Source organism: Pantoea sp. SGAir0430, from assembly GCF_043549295.1.
Map to the genome: position 1 here is coordinate 3609289 of NZ_CP039427.1, position 20727 is coordinate 3630015.

General features: G+C 58.7%; 15 protein-coding genes. 6 read left to right on the plus strand and 9 right to left on the minus strand.

The features are described 5' to 3' along the window. Window positions 1-146: 146 nt before the first annotated feature. Complete coding sequence (locus tag E7738_RS16985; protein ID WP_058757217.1) at window positions 147-1577, plus strand: aminotransferase-like domain-containing protein; 1431 nt, start codon at window positions 147-149, stop codon at window positions 1575-1577. Window positions 1578-1589: 12 nt separating this feature from the next. Here the strand turns inward: E7738_RS16985 and E7738_RS16990 are convergent, their stop codons facing one another. The 4 genes from E7738_RS16990 to pepA all read right to left on the minus strand — a co-directional run bounded on the left by E7738_RS16990 (window position 1590) and on the right by pepA (window position 7417). Then, the gene (locus tag E7738_RS16990; protein ID WP_394515859.1) at window positions 1590-2096 is read right to left on the minus strand and encodes a GNAT family N-acetyltransferase; all 507 of its coding nucleotides are present in this window, start codon (window positions 2094-2096) and stop codon (window positions 1590-1592) included. A 63-nt stretch (window positions 2097-2159) separates the two neighbouring features. Further along, window positions 2160-5015 (minus strand): valine--tRNA ligase, encoded by a 2856-nt coding sequence (locus E7738_RS16995; protein WP_058757216.1) that lies wholly within the window; start codon window positions 5013-5015, stop codon window positions 2160-2162. A gap of 5 nt (window positions 5016-5020) precedes the next feature. Continuing rightward, complete coding sequence (locus E7738_RS17000; RefSeq protein WP_021506718.1) at window positions 5021-5479, minus strand: DNA polymerase III subunit chi; 459 nt, start codon at window positions 5477-5479, stop codon at window positions 5021-5023. A 426-nt stretch (window positions 5480-5905) separates the two neighbouring features. After that, complete coding sequence (gene pepA, locus E7738_RS17005) at window positions 5906-7417, minus strand: leucyl aminopeptidase (protein ID WP_021506719.1); 1512 nt, start codon at window positions 7415-7417, stop codon at window positions 5906-5908. A gap of 267 nt (window positions 7418-7684) precedes the next feature. Here pepA and lptF point away from each other — a divergent pair, with 267 nt between their 5' ends. Both lptF and lptG read left to right on the plus strand, forming a co-directional pair. Further along, entirely contained in the window at window positions 7685-8785 is a 1101-nt protein-coding gene (gene lptF / locus E7738_RS17010; RefSeq protein WP_031279533.1) for an LPS export ABC transporter permease LptF, read from the plus strand. Continuing rightward, window positions 8785-9861: an LPS export ABC transporter permease LptG gene (gene lptG / locus E7738_RS17015; RefSeq protein WP_021506721.1), complete on the plus strand. Its 1077-nt coding sequence runs from the start codon at window positions 8785-8787 to the stop codon at window positions 9859-9861. Before lptF ends, lptG begins: the two co-directional genes overlap by 1 nt. 116 nt (window positions 9862-9977) lie before the next feature. On the opposite strand, the gene E7738_RS17020 is transcribed toward lptG, so the two are convergent. From E7738_RS17020 to E7738_RS17030, 3 genes are all read right to left on the minus strand, one after another. Beyond that, complete coding sequence (locus E7738_RS17020) at window positions 9978-11255, minus strand: DUF445 domain-containing protein (protein ID WP_141496420.1); 1278 nt, start codon at window positions 11253-11255, stop codon at window positions 9978-9980. A 23-nt stretch (window positions 11256-11278) separates the two neighbouring features. Continuing rightward, complete coding sequence (locus E7738_RS17025; RefSeq protein ID WP_211727369.1) at window positions 11279-12781, minus strand: helicase HerA-like C-terminal domain-containing protein; 1503 nt, start codon at window positions 12779-12781, stop codon at window positions 11279-11281. A gap of 167 nt (window positions 12782-12948) precedes the next feature. Further along, the gene (locus tag E7738_RS17030; RefSeq protein WP_376738788.1) at window positions 12949-14523 is read right to left on the minus strand and encodes an ABC transporter substrate-binding protein; all 1575 of its coding nucleotides are present in this window, start codon (window positions 14521-14523) and stop codon (window positions 12949-12951) included. Between the two features lie 525 nt (window positions 14524-15048). Here E7738_RS17030 and E7738_RS17035 point away from each other — a divergent pair. From E7738_RS17035 to E7738_RS17045, 3 genes are read left to right on the plus strand one after another with little or no spacing between them, the layout of a single operon-like run. Continuing rightward, window positions 15049-15780, plus strand: coding sequence for a gluconate 2-dehydrogenase subunit 3 family protein (locus E7738_RS17035; protein ID WP_031279537.1), 732 nt, complete (start codon window positions 15049-15051; stop codon window positions 15778-15780). 32 nt (window positions 15781-15812) lie between these two features. After that, window positions 15813-17582 (plus strand): GMC family oxidoreductase, encoded by a 1770-nt coding sequence (locus E7738_RS17040; RefSeq protein ID WP_021506726.1) that lies wholly within the window; start codon window positions 15813-15815, stop codon window positions 17580-17582. 4 nt (window positions 17583-17586) lie between these two features. Next, on the plus strand, window positions 17587-18837 hold the full coding sequence (locus E7738_RS17045) for a c-type cytochrome (protein WP_058776587.1): 1251 nt from the start codon (window positions 17587-17589) through the stop codon (window positions 18835-18837). A 112-nt stretch (window positions 18838-18949) separates the two neighbouring features. Here E7738_RS17045 and E7738_RS17050 read toward each other — a convergent pair whose 3' ends face one another. After that, window positions 18950-19627, minus strand: coding sequence for a MarC family NAAT transporter (locus E7738_RS17050; protein ID WP_021506728.1), 678 nt, complete (start codon window positions 19625-19627; stop codon window positions 18950-18952). Between the two features lie 385 nt (window positions 19628-20012). Next, entirely contained in the window at window positions 20013-20648 is a 636-nt protein-coding gene (locus E7738_RS17055) for a hypothetical protein (RefSeq protein WP_166720531.1), read from the minus strand. Window positions 20649-20727 lie beyond the last annotated feature (79 nt).

Here is a 20727-nt window from a genome sequence, read left to right on the forward strand (position 1 = left end):
GATTATTAGTTGATCGGATAATTCTCCCAACGAGAACGGTCTTGAAGGAAAAATGGCGGCGCGCGGGGAAAAGGACACGGATTTTTAGCCGCAGCAATGGCTGGCAGGCTATACTGGCGCGCACGCAGGTCGCAGGGAATGGAGCCATGGCCAAATACCAGCAGCTGGTAGATCAGCTACGTACGCAAATCGAAGCACGCATCTGGCCGCCGGGTGAAAAGCTGCCGTCGCTGCGCCAGCAGGCGGAGCAGAGCGGGTTAAGCCTGATGACGGTGATGCACGCTTACGAAGTGCTGGAGAGCCAGGGCTGGATTGTGTCGAAGCCGCAGTCGGGCTATTACGTGGCACCGCGCGCGGCGGAGAGCCGTCCGCGTTTGCCAACCCAGGCAATTGCCAAAACCGACCAGGCCGATACCAACAGCTTCGTGTTTGATGTGCTGCAGGCGACGCGCGATCCGGCCATCATGCCGTTTGGTTCTGCTTTCCCCGATCCGGAACTGTTTCCCCAGCGCCAGCTGATGCGCTCGCTGGTGAAGGTCTCGCACAATCTTAAACCCACCGATGCCCTGAATAATCTGCCGCCCGGTAATGAAGCGCTGCGAAAAATCCTCGCCCAGCGTTATGCGCAGCAGGGTATTACGCTGTCGCCGGATGACATCGTTATTACCAACGGTGCGATGGAAGCGCTGAACCTCAGCCTGCAGGCGGTGACCGAACCGGGCGACTGGGTGGTGATTGAGAACCCCTCCTTCTATGGCGCGTTGCAGGCGATCGAACGACTTAAGCTGAACGCGATTGCTATCGCCAGCGATGTGGAGCAGGGCATCGATCTGGATGAGCTGGAGCAGGCGCTGCAGCGCTGGCCGGTGAAAGCCTGCTGGCTGATGACCAACCGGCAGAATCCGCTCGGCTTTACGCTCAGCGCCGAGCGTAAACAGCAGCTGGTGGCACTGCTGACGCGTTATCAGGTGGCGATGATAGAGGACGACGTCTACAGCGACCTGTATCACGGCCACGATAAGCCGTTGCCGGCCAGAGCGTTCGACCGCGAGGGTTACGTGCTGCACTGCGGCAGCTTTTCGAAAAATCTGGTGGCGGGATTTCGCGTGGGCTGGGTCGCGGCGGGGCGCTATGCGCAGCGCGTGCAGCGCATTCAGATGATGAGTACGCTCTCGACCAGCGCGCCGATGCAGCTGGCGCTGGCGGATTTTCTCAGCACCCGCAGTTATGACACGCATTTGAAAAAGCTAAGACAGACGCTGGCGAAGCGCAAACAGCTGGCACAGCAGGCGCTGCGCCGCGTGCTGCCCGCCGAAGCGCACATCAGCGATACGCCTGGAGGCTACTTTTTGTGGATTACCTTGCCGGAGCAGATTAACGCCACGCAGCTGTATCATCTGGCGCTACAGCAGGGCATCAGTATTGCGCCGGGCCAGCTGTTTTCCAGCAGCGAGAGTTTCAGCCACTGCTTCCGTTTCAACACCGCCTGGCCATGGGATGCACGCGCCGAGGCGGCGGTAGAGACGCTGGGGGCGTTAATTGGTCAGCTGGCGCAGGGCGTTGCGGTAGAGAAGTGAGTGGTTTTTCCCTCACAACACCCGCAGCATTCTCACTTCGCAATCCACGTGGCCGGTACAGCCCATCGCGCCCTCAATCTGTTCAAAGCCCAGCGACTGATAGAGTTTAATGGCGCGCGTCAGGCTGCCGGTGGTCTCCAGGTAGCAGCGCCGGAACCCGCGCTGGCGGGCAAAATCCATTGCGCGCAGCGCCAGTTCGCGCGCTAAACCCAGCCCGCGCACCGACGGCAGGAAATACATCTTCTGCAACTCACAGATATCCGGTGCGCTGCAGGCGAGCGGTGCCACGCCGCCGCCGCCGACCACCTGACCTTCATGCTCCACGATCCAGTAAGCGCTGTCCGCCGCACTGTACAGCTCAAACAACCGATCGAGCTGCGGGTCGGACACGGTATAACCTTTATCCGCCGTCAGGCCGAACTCGGCGGAGACATCGCGGATCACCTGGGCAATCCGCGGATTATCGGCGGCGATAATCGGGCGCACCTGCAGGTTAAGTGGCGTGGCGGTGGTCATCATAATCTTCCGATAGAAAAAAGCCGGGCAGTGCCCGGCTTCGATTAAGCGTCAGGACTGAAGCGCTTACAATGCCGCAATCACGCCCTGCTGTTCAATCAGTTTTGCTTTTGATTGCTCCAGCTCGGCTACGCGCTCGCGCTCTTTCGCTACCACCGCTTCCGGTGCGCGCGATACAAAGCCTTCGTTAGCCAGTTTGGTCTGAATCTTCTCGATCTCGACATCCAGCTTCACCAGCTCTTTCGCCAGACGCTCCAGCTCGGCTTCCTTGTTAACCAGATCCGCCATCGGGATCAGCAGCTCTGCGCCGTCAACAATCTTAGTCACCGAGACCGGACCTTTCTCGCCGGCTGGCAGAATGGTCAGGCTCTCCAGACGCGCCAGGCGCGACAGGAAGTTGCGGTTCTCTTCGACACGACGCTGCGCCGCCGGCGAGCAGTCGCGCAGCAGCACGTCGAGCGGCTTGCTCGGCGCGATGTTCATTTCGGCACGGATATTACGCACCGCCACAATCGCCTGCTTCATCCACTCGATATCGGCCTTCGCTTCCGCATCTTCCTTCGCCGCGTCGTACTGCGGGAACGGCTGCAGCATGATGGTATCGTGGTCGATGTTCTTCAGCACTTTCACGCGCTGCCAGATGGTCTCGGTAATGAATGGGATGATCGGATGTGCCAGGCGCAGCAACGCTTCCAGCACCGTCACCAGCGTGTTGCGCGTGCCGCGCAGCTCCGCTTCGCTGCCGCTGTTCATCACCGGCTTGGTCAGCTCCAGATACCAGTCACAGAACTGGTTCCAGGTGAAGTCGTACAGAATGTTGGCAGCGATATCAAAGCGATAGCTATCCAGCGCTTCGCGGTACGCTTTCACGGTGCTGTTGAATTCCGTCAGGATCCAGCGATCCGCCAGTGACAGCTTCAGCTCGCCGCCGTTCTGGCCGCAATCCTGATCTTCGGTGTTCATCAGCACGAAGCGGCTGGCGTTCCACAGCTTGTTACAGAAGTTGCGGTAGCCTTCCAGGCGCTTCATATCCCAGTTGATGTCACGACCGGTGGACGCCAGCGCGGCGAGGGTGAAGCGCAGCGCATCGGTGCCGGAAGGCACGATACCGTCCGGGAACTGCTTCTCGGTGCGTTTGCGAATCTTCTCAGCCAGCTGCGGCTGCATCATGTTGCCGGTGCGTTTCTCCAGCAGATCTTCCAGCGAAATACCGTCCACCATATCCAGTGGATCGATGACGTTGCCTTTCGACTTGGACATCTTCTGGCCTTCTTCATCGCGGATCAAACCGGTCATGTAGACGGTTTTAAACGGTACCTGCGGTTTGCCGTTTTCATCTTTGATGAAGTGCATGGTCAGCATGATCATGCGCGCAATCCAGAAGAAGATGATGTCGAAGCCGCTCACCAGCACGCTGGTAGGATGGAAGGTGCGCAGCGCTTCGGTATTCTCCGGCCAGCCCAGCGTAGAGAACGTCCACAGGCCGGAAGAGAACCAGGTATCAAGCACGTCGTCATCCTGGCGCAGCGTCACGTCGGCGGCCAGATTGTTTTCCTGGCGCACTTCTTCTTCGCTGCGGCCGACATAGACGTTACCGTTGTTGTCGTACCAGGCCGGAATGCGGTGGCCCCACCACAGCTGACGCGAAATGCACCAGTCCTGGATGTCGCGCATCCACGAGAAGTACATGTTTTCATACTGCTTCGGCACAAACTGAATGTCGCCGTTTTCTACCGCTTCCACCGCGACTTTCGCCAGCGGGGCCGTACGCACGTACCACTGATCGGTCAGCATCGGCTCGATCACCACGCCGCCGCGGTCGCCGTACGGTACCGTCAGATCGTGTGGTTTGATTTCGTCGAGCAGGCCGAGCTCGTCAACGGCGGCGACAATCGCTTTACGCGCGGCAAAACGCTCCATCTTCTGGAACTGCGGCGGAATTTCATCGGAACAGGCATCGCTGACTTCACCGTTGGTGTCGAACACTTCCGCACGCTCGCGGATGTCGCCATCAAAGGTCAGGATGTTGATCATCGGCAGCTTGTGACGACGGCCCACTTCGTAGTCGTTGAAGTCATGCGCCGGGGTGATCTTCACGCAGCCGGTGCCTTTCTCCATATCGGCGTGTTCGTCGCCGACGATCGGAATACGACGGTTCACCAGCGGCAGGATCACCTCTTTGCCGATCAGATCTTTGTAACGTGGATCTTCCGGGTTGACCGCCACGCCGGTATCGCCCAGCAGGGTTTCCGGACGGGTAGTGGCCACCACCAGGTAATCTTTGCCTTCGGCAGTTTTCACGCCGTCCGCCAGCGGATAGCGAATGTGCCACATTGAGCCTTTGCTCTCGCGGTTTTCCACTTCGAGATCAGAGATCGCCGTGCGCAGTTTCGGATCCCAGTTCACCAGGCGCTTGCCACGGTAAATCAGGTTTTCTTTGTACAGACGGACGAAGACTTCTTTCACCGCGTTGGACAAGCCTTCATCCATGGTGAAGCGCTCGCGCTCCCAGTCAACCGAGTTGCCAAGTCGACGCATCTGGCGGGTGATGGTGCCGCCGGATTCAGCCTTCCACTGCCAGATTTTTTCGATAAAGGCGTCACGACCGTAATCCTGACGCGTTTTGCCCTCTTCAGCGGCGATCTTGCGCTCAACCACCATCTGCGTGGCGATACCGGCGTGGTCCGTTCCTGCCTGCCACAGGGTGTTTTTACCCTGCATGCGCTGGTAGCGGATCATGGTATCCATGATGGTTTGCTGGAAGGCGTGACCCATATGCAAGCTACCGGTGACGTTCGGCGGCGGGATCATGATGCAAAAGCTTTCCTGGCTGGTATCGCCATTCGGTTTGAAGTAGCCCTGCTGTTCCCAGTGCTCGTAGAGCGGCTGCTCGATATCTTGCGGGTTATATGTCTTTTCCATATCTGCTATGTCGTTTGCGGCGGGGGTGGCGTCGCCGTATTCAATTGGAAACCAACGCTGCGATACGCTTTGTAGCGGTCGCGCGCCAGTTGTTTCAGGGATTCTTCATAAGGTACGAAGTCTATCACTTCATGGAAACCGGTAGCAAAATCTGCGAACTGCGGCAGCAGGCTGATCAGCAGATCGCGCGGCGCACTGCCGCGTCGCTGCGGCCAGGCCAGCTCAACCGGCGCGCCGTAGCGCGGGCCTTCGCCGGCCAGGTTGTGCGGCACAAAGGCGTTGGCCGGACGCTGCCACAGTGCTTCATCCAGCCGATTAGCCTGCTGTTCATCTTCGCAGGCAATCAGGATGCGCTTACCGTCTCGCCAGCGGCTGGCGGCCAAATCGCACACCAGCGCTTCGATGGCGCTTAAGCCGTCGCTGGCGCTTTCAGACTCCATGACGAAGAAGGTGGCGTTTTTCATGGCAGGTTATTTCCATCAATGACAGTGGGGCGCATTGTGCGACAGTAAGATTGCGGCGTCCAATAATAAGGTCGCCATCAATGGCGACCCTGTAAACCGTGCGGCTGATAATCAGGTCGCCGTGAACGGCGACCCTACACCCGTAGGGTGCGCATTCATGCGCACCGTTTCAATGGCCGCAGGGTGTCAAACGCATTCATGCGCACCGTATTAATGGCCGCACGGTATTTAACGCATTCATGCGCACCGTTTCAATGGCCGCACGGCGTCAAACGCATTCATGCGCACCGTATCAATGGCCGCACGGTATTTAACGTATTTATACGCACCATCACACCCGTAGGGTGCGCATTCATGCGCACCGTTCCAATGGCCGCACGCTTTCAAACGCATTCATACGCACCGTTGCAGCATTCGCCCCGGCTCTTAATCGTCGCCGTTCAGGCCAGCGCGGTTCAGCAGGAACTGCGACAGCAGCGGCACCGGACGGCCGGTCGCGCCTTTGGCTTTGCCGGAGCGCCAGGCGGTGCCGGCGATATCCAAATGCGCCCAGTTAAACTTGCGCGCAAAGCGTGCCAGGAAGCAGGCGGCGGTAATTGCGCCGCCCGGACGGCCACCAATGTTGGCCATATCAGCAAAGTTGGATTCCAGCTGCTCCTGATACTCATCGGCCATCGGCAGACGCCACGCGCGGTCGCCCGACTGCTCTGACGCGCTGATCAGTTCGTGCGCCAGCGGATTGTGGTTCGACATCAACCCGCTGACGTGATGGCCCAGCGCGATCACGCAGGCGCCGGTCAGGGTAGCGACGTCAATCACCACTTCCGGATCGAAGCGCTCAACGTAGGTCAGCGCATCGCACAGCACCAGACGGCCCTCGGCATCGGTATTCAGCACTTCAACCGTCTGGCCGGACATGGTGGTCAGCACGTCGCCCGGACGCATCGCGCGCCCGTCCGGCATATTCTCACAGCCCACCAGCACGCCGACCACGTTCAGCGGCAGATTCAGTTCCGCCACCATGCGCATCACGCCGTACACCGACGCCGCGCCGCACATGTCATATTTCATCTCATCCATCGCCTCGGCAGGCTTGATGGAGATGCCGCCGGAGTCAAAGGTCAGCCCTTTACCTACCAGCACGATAGGGCGCGCATCGGCGTCGCTGCTGCCTTTGTACTCAATCACCGACATCAGCGACTCATTGTGCGAACCGGCACCGACCGCCAGATAGGCGTTCATACCCAGCTCTTTCATCTGCTGTTCGCCAATCACGCGGGTGGTAACGTTTTTGCTGTACGCATCGGCCAGCTGACGTGCCTGCGACGCCAGATACGCGGCGTTACAAATATTCGGCGGCATATTGCTCAGGTCTTTCGCCGCTTTGACGCCGGCGGCAACGGCCAGACCGTGTTGAATAGCGCGCTCACCGCTGGTCAGCTCACGGCGGGTCGGCACGTTGAACACCAGCTTGCGCAGCGGACGGCGCGGCTCAACTTTGTTGCTCTTCAGCTGGTCGAAGTTGTACAGCGCCTCTTTAGAGGTTTCTACCGCCTGGCGCACTTTCCAGTAGGTATTACGCCCTTTAACGTGCAGCTCGGTCAGGAAGCACACCGCTTCCATCGAACCGGTATCGTTCAGGGTATTGATGGTTTTCTGAATCACCTGTTTGTACTGGCGCTCATCCAGCTCACGCTCTTTACCACAGCCGATCAGCAGGATACGTTCGGACAGAATATTTGGCACATGGTGCAGCAGCAGCGTCTGGCCCACTTTGCCCTCCAGCTCACCGCGGCGCAGCAGCGCGCTGATGTAGCCATCGCTGATCTTATCCAGCTGCTCGGCAATCGGTGACAGACGACGCGGTTCGAAAACGCCAACCACAATGCAGGCGCTGCGCTGTTTTTCCGGGCTACCGCTTTTTACACTGAACTCCATGCACTCTCCTGAATCTTAAAGACAACGGCCTTAGCTGTCGTTAGAATGTAGCGCGTTCGTAACCCATTAATTTGTTGCGACGCCATGACAATTTAACGCCGGCGGCCATAATGAGTGGGGTGACAATGTGTTGTTTTTTCACCACCCTAACGCGTTCGTCATACTATTTTAGCTACCAAGACGGCCATTGATGAAGAAAAATGGCTGATAAGCGTTGAAACTAGCGATTTTCCTGCAAAAAGACAAGTTTTCACAGGCGTACTAAGCGTGATCATCATTAGATATCTGGTTCGGGAAACGCTCAAAAGCCAGCTGGCTATCCTGTTCATCCTGCTACTTATCTTCTTTTGCCAGAAGTTAGTCAGGATTTTGGGTGCGGCGGTGGATGGCGAAATCCCAACAAATCTGGTTCTGACATTGTTAGGACTTGGCGTGCCTGAAATGGCACAACTTATCCTGCCCCTAAGCTTGTTTCTGGCGATTTTAATGACCCTTGGGCGGCTGTACACCGAAAGTGAAATTACGGTGATGCACGCCTGCGGGCTGGGTAAAGGTGTCCTGATTAAAGCGGCGATGATCCTGATGCTGTTCACCTCGCTGGTGGCGGCGGTCAACGTGATCTGGCTTGGCCCGTGGTCCTCGCGCTATCAGGATGAAGTGACACAAAATGCCAAAGCCAACCCGGGAGCGGCGGCGCTGGCGGCGGGGCAGTTCCAGACCTCCAGCGACGGCAATACCGTGCTGTTCGTCGAAGACGTGAAAGGCAACAAGTTCGGCAGCGTGTTCCTGGCGCAGCTGCGGCCGAAGGGCAATGCACGGCCATCGGTGGTGCTGGCAGACAGCGGTCACATGGAGCAGCACAAAGATGGCTCGCAGACGGTGACGCTGGATAAAGGCACGCGCTTCGAAGGCACGGCATTGCTGCGTGACTTCCGCATAACCGACTTCGTCAATTATCAGGCGCTGGTGGGATACAAAGAGGCGGTGCTCGATCCTAACGATGCCGATCAGGCCGATATCAGCACGCTGATCAAAACCAAAACGCCGCAGTTCCAGGCGGAGCTGCACTGGCGTCTGACGCTGGTGTTCGCTGTGCTGGTGATGGCGCTGATGGTGGTGCCGCTCAGCGTGGTTAACCCGCGTCAGGGCCGCGTGCTGTCAATGTTGCCAGCCATGCTGCTCTACCTGATCTTCTTCCTGCTGCAGAGCTCACTGCGCTCCAACGCGGCGAAAGGCCGGTTTGATCCGGCGATCTGGATGTGGGTGGTCAACCTGGCGTATCTGGCGCTGGCGGTGGCGCTCAACGTATGGGATACCGTGCCGATGCGCCGTTTCCGCGCACGCTTTAGCCGTGGAGGATCCGTGTGATGTTTAAGGTCCTTGACCGCTATATCGGCAAAACCATCTTCAACACCATCATGATGACGCTGTTCATGCTGGTGTCGCTGTCGGGCATCATTAAGTTCGTCGATCAGCTGCGTAAAACCGGGCAGGGGGCGTATACCGCGCTGGATGCCGGTTACTACACGCTGCTCAGCGTGCCGAAAGATATCGAGATCTTCTTCCCGATGGCGGCGCTGCTGGGCGCGCTGCTGGGGCTGGGCACGCTGGCGCAGCGCAGCGAACTGGTGGTGATGCAGGCCTCCGGCTTTACCCGTTTGCAGGTGGCGCTGGCGGTAATGAAAACCGCGATTCCGCTGGTGCTGCTGACCATGGCGGTGGGCGAGTTTGTCGCACCGCAGGGCGAGCAGATGGCGCGTAACTACCGGGCGCAGCAGCTGTACGGCGGGTCGCTGGTCTCGACGCAAAACGGCCTGTGGGCGAAAGACGGCAACGACTTTATCTACATTGAGCGCATTAAAGGCGACAACGAGATCGACGGCGTCAGTATCTATCGCTTTACCGACCAGCGGCGTCTGCTGAGCGTGCGCTATGCCGCCACCGCGGTCTGGAATAAAGATCGCAAACTGTGGGAGCTGTCGCAGGTGGATGAGTCGGACCTGAAAGATCCGAAGCAGATTACCGGTTCACAGAGCCTGAGCGGCGAATGGAAAACCAATCTGACGCCAGACAAGCTGGGCGTGGTGGCGCTGGACCCGGACGCGCTGTCGATCAGCGGTCTGTATAACTACAGTAAATATCTCAAACAGAGCGGCCAGGAATCCGGGCGCTATCTGCTGAATATGTGGGGCAAAATCTTCCAGCCGCTGTCGGTGGCGGTGATGATGCTGATGGCGCTGTCGTTTATCTTTGGTCCGCTGCGAAGCGTATCGATGGGCGTGCGCGTGGTGACCGGCATCAGCTTTGGCTTCCTGTTCTACGTGCTGGATCAGATCTTCGGGCCGCTGAGTCTGGTGTACGGTTTACCGCCGGTGCTGGGCGCGATTCTACCGAGCGGCGCATTCTTCGCCATCAGTTTGTACCTGTTGCTGAAACGGCGGTAGTGAGGGTTGCAGGGGCGCGATTCAGGGCGCCCCTGTCATTCCCGCACCGTTACCGTAGGGTCGCCATTCATGGCGACCTTTTTTTATTCATGGCGACCAGGTCGATGCCCGCACCGTTAGCGCAACGTCTGCACCCAGCCCGGCAGCTGCGACAGCAAAAACAGCACCAGGCCAATGGTACCGCCCACCAGCGTGCCGTTGATGCGGATAAACTGCAAATCACGACCAATGTTCAGCTCAATCTGTTGCGACATCTCGCGCGCATCCCAGCTCTTCACCGTATCGCTGATATGGCGGGTGAGAAACGCCGCAAACTCCGGCGCGACACTGCGCGCAGCGTCTTCCAGATGCTGATTCATTGAAGTACGCAGTGCTTCATCGGCGGCCAGCGTTTCGCCCAGCCACAGCGCCGCCAGCCGCACCCGCTCCTGCACGCGCGAATCGTCACTGTTGAGGTCGCTCTTCAGCCAGCGGCGCAGGTCCTGCCACAGCTCGCCGATATAACGGTTAAACGACTCATCCTCTTTCAGCCAGTATTTGATGGTCTCAGCCCGTTCGGCCATCTCCGGATCGCTTTTCAGTCGCTCTATCAGGCGCTGTACCGCGCGGTTAAAACCGAGGCGGAATTCGTGGCCCTGGTCGCGCGCCACTTCATCCAGAATCGAATCCACCGCGTTGGCGACCAGCTCGGCGCTGTGTTCGCCCAGCCATTCGGTCGGCAGCACTTTGGCCTTGATCGGATGTTCGCGTTTCAGCCAGCGCACAATCTGCAGCGCGATAAACTCGCGCGTGCCGGGTTTGTGCAGCAGACGCAGCAGTTGTTGCACAGCAGCGTCCAGCAGCTCCTGGTGGCGATTGTTTTTGGTCAGGCTGTCCAGCAGCAGCGCGCTGGACTGGGTCAGATCGACCTTATCCAGTGCGCGATGCACCGCGCGGCGCAAAAAGCGCTGAATACGCTGATCGTCAGTAAGATCGAGGAAACCGCGCATCACCTGCAGCAGATGGCGACCAATGCGATCGGCGTTGCCCGGCGTGTTGAGCCACTGCGCCAGCAGCTGTGACGGATCGTGGCGGCGAATCAGTGCCAGCAGCGAATCGGTATCGAGAAACTTCTCCTGCACGAAGCGGCCAAGATTCTCGCCGATGCGATCTTTGTTGCGTGGAATGATTGCCGTATGGCGCGAGATGAACGGTACCGGCACGCGACGAAACAGCGCCACCACCGCAAACCAGTCGGCCAGCGCGCCGACCATCGCCGCTTCGGCAATCGCCTTCAGCCCCAGCACCCAGAACGTGGGCGGCAGAAACAGCGTCACGACAAAGGTCGCGGCGGCAATCAGCAGCAGCGACAGGGCCAGACGCTTGCTCCGTTTTAATTGTTGATATTTATCCATACCACGATCATAGCAGAGGGCGATTAACGGCGGCGTCCACCGAGCAGACTGCCCAGCACGCCGCGGATGATCTGATTGGTCACCTGGCGCGCCGCGCTTTTCGCCACGCTCTGCACTACGCCGTCGCGCTTGCCGCCGCGCGGCCCGGTGCTGCCGAACAGAATCTCTTTCAGCCCACCCAGAATGCCGTCATCCACCGCCACGCTATTGCCTTTGTTGGGCGGCGCATCGGCCTGCTGCGGCGCGGCCTGTACGCCCTGCTGTAACATTTCGAACGCCGATTCGCGATCGACGGCACTGTCGTATTTGCCGTACAGCGGCGAATGGTTGATCAGGCTGTTGCGTTCATCAGGAGTGGCCGGCCCCATGCGCGAGCCCGGCGCGATCACCATGGCGCGCTGCACCATCGACGGGCTGCCTTTCTCATCGAGGAAAGAGATCAGCGCCTCGCCGGTGCCCAGCGCCTGAATCGCCTCCACGGTATTAAACGCCGGGTTGGCGCGCATGGTTTCGGCGGCGCTTTTTACCGCTTTCTGGTCTTTCGGCGTGAAGGCACGCAGCGCATGCTGCACGCGGTTACCCAGCTGCCCCAGCACATTATCCGGAATGTCTGCCGGATTCTGCGTGACAAAGTACACGCCAACGCCTTTCGAGCGAATCAGGCGAATTACCTGTTCCACTTTTTCCAGCAGCACCGGCGGCGCGTCGTTAAATAGCAGATGCGCTTCGTCAAAGAAGAACACCATCTTTGGTTTTTCCAGATCGCCGGCTTCCGGCAGCTGTTCATACAGTTCCGCCAGCAGCCACAGCAGGCTGGTGGCGTAGAGTTTCGGCTGCTGATAAAGCTTTTCCGCCGCCAGGATATTGATGAAGCCTTTGCCGTCAGCGTCGCAGCGCATCCAGTCACGGATATCCAGCATTGGCTCGCCAAAGAAGTGTTCAGCCCCTTGCTGCTCCAGCGCCAGCAGGCCGCGCTGAATGGCGCCCACCGAGGCGCTGCTGATATTGCCGTACTGCGTCTGAAATGCTTTGGCGTTATCACCGATGTATTGCGTCATGGCGCGCAAATCTTTGAAGTCCAGCAGCAGCAGGCCCTGATCGTCGGCAATACGGAAGATAATTTGCAGCACGCCGGACTGCACCTCGTTAAGGCTGAGCAGCCGCGCCAGCAGCAGCGGACCGAGATCGGACACCGTCGCGCGCACCGGATGGCCCTGCTGGCCGAAAATATCCCACAGCATCACCGGATTTTTCTGCGCCTGCCAGTCGGTGACGCCAATCTTCGCCAGCCGCGCCAGCAGCTTTTCCGAGCCGTCGCCCGCGGCCGCAATGCCGGAAAGATCGCCTTTGACATCGGCCATAAACACCGGCACGCCGATGGCGGAGAAGGATTCAGCCAGCTTTTGCAGCGTCACGGTTTTACCGGTGCCGGTCGCACCGGTTATCAGTCCGTGACGGTTAGCCATGGCGGGCAGCAGATGCAGTTGAAGGTCAGGCGTCTGGGCGATCAGCAGTGGGGTAGTCATAATGGTTGCGCTCTCCGGCATTGCGTAATGACTCAAAGAATAGCAAGCGGTGCGCGGGAGAGAGAGGGATATTTGGGTGAAAAATAAGGGGAGTTCCGGTTGCTGCCTGCGCGATCGGCTCCTTCTCCCGCGGGCGGGAGAAGGCTGTGATGAGGGGCAGCGCGCACCTACTTCTTCTCTACCGCATCGAAAAACAGCAGGCTCACGCCGATGCCCTGCTGCACGTGGCTGACGTTATTACGTACCGCCACCTGCTGTGCGCCCTGCAGCATCACCACGAACGGCGAATCCTGCTGTACGCGCTGTTGCAGAGCGGTATACAGCGCGCGGCGCTGGCTGGCATCGCTCTCACCGGCTGCGGTGCGCGTCTGCGCACTCAGTTCGGGAATCTCCCAGCCGACGCGCCACGCCAGCGTTTTAGAACCGCCCGGCACGTTATAGGCAAAGGCGCTGGCGTTGGTATTCGGATCCACATAGTCCGCGCCCCAGTAAATAAAGATCGACTGGAAATCACGGCCGCGCATTTTGCCCCACAGTTCCGATTCCGCCACCGGCTGCAGCTCAATCTGCACGTCGGCTTTGGCAAAGCTGGCCTGCAGCGCCTGCGCCACGTCGATGTACGGCGGCTGGTTGATCACCGTCAGCGAGAATTTGCTGCCGGGCCTGATACCGCCCTGCGCCAGGATCGCTTTGGCTTTGGCCACATCGTAATGGAACGGCTGATTCTCCAGCGCGCCGTCAAAGCCCTGCGGCAGGAAGCTCTGATGAATACGGTACTGGCCTTTCAGCAGATCGCGTGAAATGGCGTTGTAATCCACCAGCCAGCGCGCCGCCTGCCACAGCGCCGGATTACCCAGCGCCGGCTGCGCTTTGTTTTGCGTATTAAACGCCAGGTAATAGACCAGGCTCGACGGGAAGGCTTCAATGCGCAGCTGCTGGTCGTTTTTCAGCGCATCGATCTGGTCCGGGCCCAGCTGGTAAGCCACATCGACATCGCCCTGCTGAATCAGCAGGCGGCGCGCACCGGCATCGGCCACGCCTTTCAGCAGGATGCGTTTCAGCTGCGGCTGCGGGCTGGCGTGCGGATTTGCGCTCAGCACCAGCGCCTGTTGCGGCACGTATTGCTGGATGCTGAATGCGCCGCTGCCCGCGGAGTGAGTGTGCAGCCAGCCGTTGCCGCTGTCGTTGGCGGTGATGTGCTGCTGCACGGTTTTGCTGTCCACCACCGAGGCCACCGGCGCGGTCAGCAGGCGCAGCGCCAGATCCTGACCAATTTGCGCCGGCCACTGAATCTCCAGCTGATGATCGTTCACAACCCGCAGCTGGCTGGCGATGTTCTCCGCCGTCCAGCCAAACTCAGCGAGAATAAACGACGGGGCTTTGTTGAGCTGTACCGCGCGCGTCAGCGAAAACACCACGTCCTGCGCGGTCACCGGGTTACCGCTGACGAAATGCGCATCCGGTTTCAGGTTAAACACCAGGCTGTGCGGCGTGCTGCCGGGCTGCCATGAGGTGGCGAGCAGCGGCGCGAGTTTTTGTGGCGCATCGCGATCGGCCTCTACCAGCGTCTGATAAATGTTGCGCTGCACGCTATTGCTGACGGTCTCAAAACTTTCTGCCGGGTCGAAGCTGATAATGCCGTCGAGCGGCACGGCTACCACCAATGTGTCTTTTGGCGTGGCGGCCTGCAGGGCAAAGGCGCTGCTGAATAAGGTGAAGAACAATAAGAGTGCTCGCATCATGATTATCCTGAGTAATTGATGCGACGACTTTATCGCTGTCGCGCTGCTGGCTAAATGCCGGTTTGTTCTGAGCTGTGCCGGAAATAACAATTAATACCGGCAATTAACTAATTGGTTATTTTGTGCGCGCGCTGTCATATTCAGGAAATAAACCGCTCAGACGTTGCGCATTGAGCCAATAAGCGGTTATTGATAAGAATAAGCTCTGGTATGGAAGTATGATTTTTTCTGATTAATTAAGCTGAGCGACTATTTCTCACGCCGATTTGTTTCAGTCATTTGCCCAGTCTCTGGCGCTAATCTCCTGGCATTTGTACGGTTAAAAGCGCAATTCCCGTTGCGAAAGCGCGTCCACAGCGCCTGGCGACTTTTCGTCAGGTTGATGGTTTCTCATCAAAACACATTTCTAATTTAATGCTTACATCCTGAAATATCTGTATCCATAAGATTGCCAGCTTGTTTGCCGATTTATAAATCTATTAACAAAAATAATTCCCTTTCTTAGCAAGTGAGAGTCGTCGCGCCATGCTTTTAGAAAAACCGACCACCAGACGTAAGTTTTTACTTGGGTCGTTGCTGGCTTTGCCATTAAGCGACCTGGTTTTAAAAGGACTGACTGCAGCCCAGGCTGCGGAAATGGCAGCACCGGACCTTGCCGACTATAAACCGATCTTTTTTAGCGCTGAGGAGTGGCAATTTATTCTGGCCGCGACCGATCGCCTGATCCCTGCCGGTGGCAACGGCAAAGCGCCGGGTGCGCTGGAAACCAATGTGCCGATCTTCATTGACCAGCAGCTGCACAGCCCGGAGTTCGGCGCAGAGATCTACCTGCAGGGGCCGTTTGACGTGCACGCGCCCGCCACCATGGGCTATCAGATCCCGTTCACGCCGCAGCAGATGTATCGCACCGGCATCAAACTGGTGGAGCAGTGGACGCAAAGCACCTACCACAAAGCGTTCTCGCAGCTGACGCTGGCAGAGAAAGACGCGGTGCTGACCAAAGTGAATAAAAACGACGGTATCGACTTCGCCGCGCTGGGCGAACCGAACCTGAAAGCCTCGCAGTTCTTCAGCCAGCTGCTTTCCGATACCAAACACGGCTACCTCGCTGACCCGATGTACGGCGGCAACAAAGGCATGAAAGCCTGGATCGCCATCGGCTTCCCGGGGGCACGCGCCAGCTTCACCGAGTGGGTGAAGCAGCACAACGTGCCGTATCCGCTCGGACCGGTCAGCCTGATGGGCGAACGCGCCTGAATCCCCGTATTTGGTATGTGAGACAGAAAAACATGGCACAGATTACAAAGAAAGAAGTCGACGTCGTGGTGTGCGGCCTCGGCTGGGCCGGCTCGCTGATGAGTATTGAACTGGCAATGGCCGGACTGGACGTGCGCGCCCTTGAGCGCGGCGGCGAGCGCGACTACCCGGATTTCGCTTACCCGAAACCGGCCGATGAGTACGCCTATAACGTGCGCAACAAAGTGTTCGCCACGCCAAAAGAAGTGGCGGTCACCGTGCGTTACAACATGGACCAGACGGCGCTGCCAACCCGCAAGTGGGGCGCATTTGCTCCAGGTACTGGCGTCGGCGGCGCGGGCATGCACTGGACGGCGGTACTGATTCGCCCCACGCCCACCGATATCAAACTGAAAACCTACGTTGATCAGGCCTATAAGCCCGGCATCCTGCAGGATGACATGCGCGTGATGGACTTCCCGTTCACCTGGGATGAGATCGAGCCGTATTTCTACAAGTTTGAGCTGATTTGCGGCCAGTCGGGCACCACCGGCAACCTGCGCGGGCAGATTCTGGAAGGCGGCGACCCGTTTGAAGGCCCGCGTTCTGAGCCGTATCCGCTGCCGGCGCTGGACGATACGCTGAATAATGTGATGTTCAAAGAGGCGGCGAAGAAGCTGGGCTATCATCCGTTCCCGAACCCGTCAGCCTGCGTTTCACGCGCGTGGAAAAACCCGTACGGCAACCAGATCGCTCCCTGCAACTACTGCGGCTACTGCTCGAAATATCCGTGCCTGAACTACTCAAAAGCCTCGCCGCAGACGGCGGTGATGGACGCGCTGAAGCGCATGCCGAACTTCTCCTATGAAGTGCACGCGGAAGTGTACAAAGTGGTGCTGCACGACGACGGCAAAACCGCGAAGGGCGTGCTCTATTTCGATGCCGACGGCAACGAAGTGTTCCAGCCGGCGAAGATTGTAGTGCTCTCCAGCTTCCAGCTGTATAACGTGCGCCTGATGCTGCTGTCCGGCATCGGCAAGCCCTACAACCCGATCACCGAAGAGGGTGTCGTCGGGCGTAACTATGCGTTTCTCTCCAACGGCGGCGCCACGCTGTTCTTCAAAGACAAGAACTTCAACGCCTTCGCCACCGCTGGCGCGACCGGTCAGATGTTTAATGACATCTCGCCTGGCAACTTCGACGGTCCGGGACTCGGATTCCTCGGCGGCGCCAAAATCCACAGTTCGCAGGCAACCGGTACGCCGATTGGCACCGCGCTGCCGAAAGGCACACCGAGCTGGGGCATGGGGTACAAAGAGGGGCTGGAGCAGTGGTACAACCATTCGATGAAGATCAGTATTACCACCACCTGCCAGTCGTACCGCGATATCTATCTGGATCTGGATCCGCACTACACCGACCATCGCGGTCAGCCGTTGCTGCGCATGACCTTTAACTGGAAACAGAACGAGCTCAAGCTGCAGCAACACCTGAAAGGCATCGTTGGCGACATCGCCAAAGAGCTGAATCCGGACAGCATGAGCATGAGCTTCCTGCCGATGGGCGCTGACTTTGACCTGACCAAATACGTCTCTACCCACAACGTGGGCGGCGCGGTGATGGGCGACAACCCGAAAACCTCGGCGCTGAACAAGTACCTGCAAAGCTGGGATGTGCACAACGTGTTTGTGCCGGGCGGTAACGCCTTCCCGCAGAACTTCCAGGCGAACCCGACCGACACCATCGGCGCGATTACCCTGATGGCGGCGCAGGCTATTAAAGAGCACTATTTGCAGAATCCCGGCCCACTGGTACAGGCATAAGCACATGAAATTAAAATCATTGTTAATCGCTCACGCGGTGCTGCTGGGCAGCTGTGCGGTGCAGGCGCAGGCAGCAGATGACGCATCATTGATTAAAAAGGGCGAGTATCTGGCGCGCCTTGGCGACTGTATGGCGTGCCATACCGTGGCCGGCAAAGCGGATTATGCCGGCGGGCTGGCGATTGAGTCGAACCTCGGCACCATTTACTCCACCAACATCACGCCGGATAAACAGCACGGCATCGGCAACTACAGCGAGCAGCAGTTCTCGGACGCGGTGCGCAAAGGCGTGCTGCCGGACGGCTCGCGCCTCTACCCGGCGATGCCGTACCCGGATTACGCCAAAATCAGCGATGAAGACCTGCACGCGCTGTACGTCTACTTCATGCAGGGCGTGAAGCCGGACAGCGAACAGCCGCCGGAAACAAAGCTGAGCTTCCCGTTCAGCCAGCGCTGGGGCATGCGTTTCTGGAACTGGGCGTTTACTTCGGACAAGCCGTTCCAGCCGATTGGCGGCGCGTCAGCGGAGGTTAATCGCGGTGCTTACATCGTGGAAAGCCTCGGCCACTGCGGCAGCTGCCACACGCCGCGCGGCCTCGGCATGAACGAGAAGGCGCTGGACAGCAGCGACGATCGCTTCCTCGCCGGCGGCAGCCTGAATAACTGGGAGGTGCCGTCGCTGCGCGGCGTGCCACGCTGGAGCGAGCAGGAGATTGTCGATTATCTGCAAACCGGACGTAACGATAAAGCCGCGGTGGGCGGCGAGATGACGTCAGTGGTGGAGCACTCCAGCTCGCACATGACGGATGCCGATCTGCAAGCAATTGCCGCTTACCTGAAGTTCCTCGGCGGCAATCCGCCGCTGCAGGCGTATGACGTGCAGGCGCAGCAGAAGACCGAAGCGAAGCTGACGGCGGCGAAGAATCTAAGCGAAGGCGAGCGTCTGTATCTCGACAACTGCGGTGCCTGTCACTTTGTCACCGGCAAAGGCGCACCGGGGATCTTCCCGGAATTGGATCAGGCCACTATCGTTAATGCGCAGGATCCCAGCGGGTTGATTCACACCATTCTGGCCGGTGCGCAGCAGCCCTCAACGGAGAAAGCGCCGTCGACGCTGGCGATGCCGCCGTTTGCGTATCGTCTGACCGATGATGAAGTGGCGCAGCTGGCCACCTTTATTCGTCAGGGCTGGAGCAACCACGCGCCGGCAGTGACGAAAGAACAGGTGGCGGATGTGCGGAAAACGCTGCACTAAAACGTAGCGGCGCGACTTATCGCGCTGTCCTGATGGCAATGCCCGGCGTCACGTGATGGCGGGCATTGCGCGATGAATCGCGCCGCTAGCGTACGGTGCGATTTTTTATTGTTTAATGAAAGGTGTGCGCCACTTCCAGCACGCCGTTGATGACAAACTGCACGCCCATACACACCAGTAAAAACCCCATCAGGCGCGAAATCGCTTCGATGCCGCCTTTGCCGACCAGCTTCATGATGGCGCCGGAGCTGCGCAGCGAAATCCATAAAATCACTGCCACCGCCAGGAACGTCAGCACCGGCGCGATGGCCACCACCCACGCGGGGAAATCGACGCCGGCTTTCACCGTCGAGGCTGAACTGATGATCATCGCTATGGTGCCCGGTCCGGCGGTGCTCGGCATTGCCAGCGGCACAAAGGCGATATTCACCGTTTCGCGCGGATCGTCGCTGGCGTCGAGTTCATCCAGCTTGTGTTTGGCCTCCACCGAATGCCCGACCGGTTTGGCGGGAAACAGCATGCGAAAGCCGATAAAGGCGACAATCAGCCCGCCGGCCATGCGCAGGCCGGGAATCGAGATGCCAAAGGTGTGCAGCACCGCGTTACCGGCGTACCAGGCGACCATCATAATCAGGAACACGTAGATCGACGCCTGCAGCGCCTGGCGATTGCGTTCCTGAAAGTTCATGTCACCCGCGAGGCCGAGAAACAGCGCCACGGTGGTTAACGGGTTAGCAAGCGGCAAAATCACCACCAGGCCGAGCCCAATGGCTTTGAACAGTTCCAGCATGATTTATTCCCTGGTTAATATCAGGCGCGCAGCTGCCAGCGCAACGGTCGCCATGAATGGCGACCCTACAGTATCCTGTGCACCGATTTTTTCGTAGGGTGCGCATTTATGCGCGCAGCTGCCAGCGCAACGGTCGCCATGAATGGCGACCCTACAGTATCCTGTGCACCGTTTTTTTCGTAGGGTGCGCATTTATGCGCGCAGCTGCCAGCGCAACGGTCGCCATGAATGGCGACCCTACAGTATCCTGTGCACCGATTTTTTCGTAGGGTGCGCATTTATGCGCGCAGCTGCCAGCACAACGGTCGCCATGAATGGCGACCCTACAGTATCCTGTGCACCGATTTTTTTCGTAGGGTGCGCATTTATGCGCACCTGGACAGCATCAATGCTTCGGCGTTTCCATCGCTTCCAGCAGCTCGGGGAAAAAATCTTCCAGCAGATCCGGCGTCATCAGCTCGGGGTAATGAATCAAATGCTCGCGAATGCGTTCATTCACGTCTGGCAACAGGCGCTGGGCGGCGTCGCTGGCGCTGATTTTCTTCTGCTTCATCAGGCGCAGCACGTTATCCGGCAGGTTATCCTCATCTTCCTCACTCTCTACACCTTCCAGATCGTCCAGCTCATCCAGCAACTCCATCAGCGCTTCAATCTGCGGCGTGCGTGACTGATACTCTGCCGGCTTCTCGTTCTCCAGATAGCGCAGCAGCGCGCGCACCGGCGAGCCGTCCGGCGTGGTGGGCGGTTCACTGGCGAACCAGCTGAGCAGCGCATGCTGGCTCACCTGATGCACGTGATAACCGTTGTCCACCAGCTCATCGGCGAGGATATCGGCGGTGTCGTGCTCAATCAGGCAAATGTGGGTGCGACCCGGCGTGAACTGCTCCAGCCACTGATAAATCTCCTCAATCACGCTGTCGGCGTAATGAAACGTCTGGCTGAGGTAGCTGTCATCCGGCTGGTGAACGCAGATGCGAATCAGGTCGGGATCGAAGTAAATCGCAATGTTGATGCCTTTCATGCGCGGTGTCCTGTGTGGTGCAAAACTTCACTATAGCGTCAGGGCGCGCAGAAAAACATGCTATCGCCAGCAGCCGCAG

Coding starts and splice junctions, on each gene's coding strand:
- E7738_RS17030 (WP_376738788.1), bottom strand. CDS start 14,523: ATGATGCGAGCACTCTTATTGTTCTTCACCTTATTCAGCAGCGCCTTT.
- E7738_RS17050 (WP_021506728.1), bottom strand. CDS start 19,627: ATGCTGGAACTGTTCAAAGCCATTGGGCTCGGCCTGGTGGTGATTTTG.
- E7738_RS17020 (WP_141496420.1), bottom strand. CDS start 11,255: ATGGATAAATATCAACAATTAAAACGGAGCAAGCGTCTGGCCCTGTCG.
- E7738_RS16990 (WP_394515859.1), bottom strand. CDS start 2,096: ATGATGACCACCGCCACGCCACTTAACCTGCAGGTGCGCCCGATTATC.
- E7738_RS17055 (WP_166720531.1), bottom strand. CDS start 20,648: ATGAAAGGCATCAACATTGCGATTTACTTCGATCCCGACCTGATTCGC.
- lptG (WP_021506721.1), top strand. CDS start 8,785: ATGTTTAAGGTCCTTGACCGCTATATCGGCAAAACCATCTTCAACACC.
- E7738_RS16985 (WP_058757217.1), top strand. CDS start 147: ATGGCCAAATACCAGCAGCTGGTAGATCAGCTACGTACGCAAATCGAA.
- E7738_RS16995 (WP_058757216.1), bottom strand. CDS start 5,015: ATGGAAAAGACATATAACCCGCAAGATATCGAGCAGCCGCTCTACGAG.
- E7738_RS17035 (WP_031279537.1), top strand. CDS start 15,049: ATGCTTTTAGAAAAACCGACCACCAGACGTAAGTTTTTACTTGGGTCG.
- E7738_RS17025 (WP_211727369.1), bottom strand. CDS start 12,781: ATGACTACCCCACTGCTGATCGCCCAGACGCCTGACCTTCAACTGCAT.
- pepA (WP_021506719.1), bottom strand. CDS start 7,417: ATGGAGTTCAGTGTAAAAAGCGGTAGCCCGGAAAAACAGCGCAGCGCC.
- E7738_RS17000 (WP_021506718.1), bottom strand. CDS start 5,479: ATGAAAAACGCCACCTTCTTCGTCATGGAGTCTGAAAGCGCCAGCGAC.
- E7738_RS17045 (WP_058776587.1), top strand. CDS start 17,587: ATGAAATTAAAATCATTGTTAATCGCTCACGCGGTGCTGCTGGGCAGC.
- E7738_RS17040 (WP_021506726.1), top strand. CDS start 15,813: ATGGCACAGATTACAAAGAAAGAAGTCGACGTCGTGGTGTGCGGCCTC.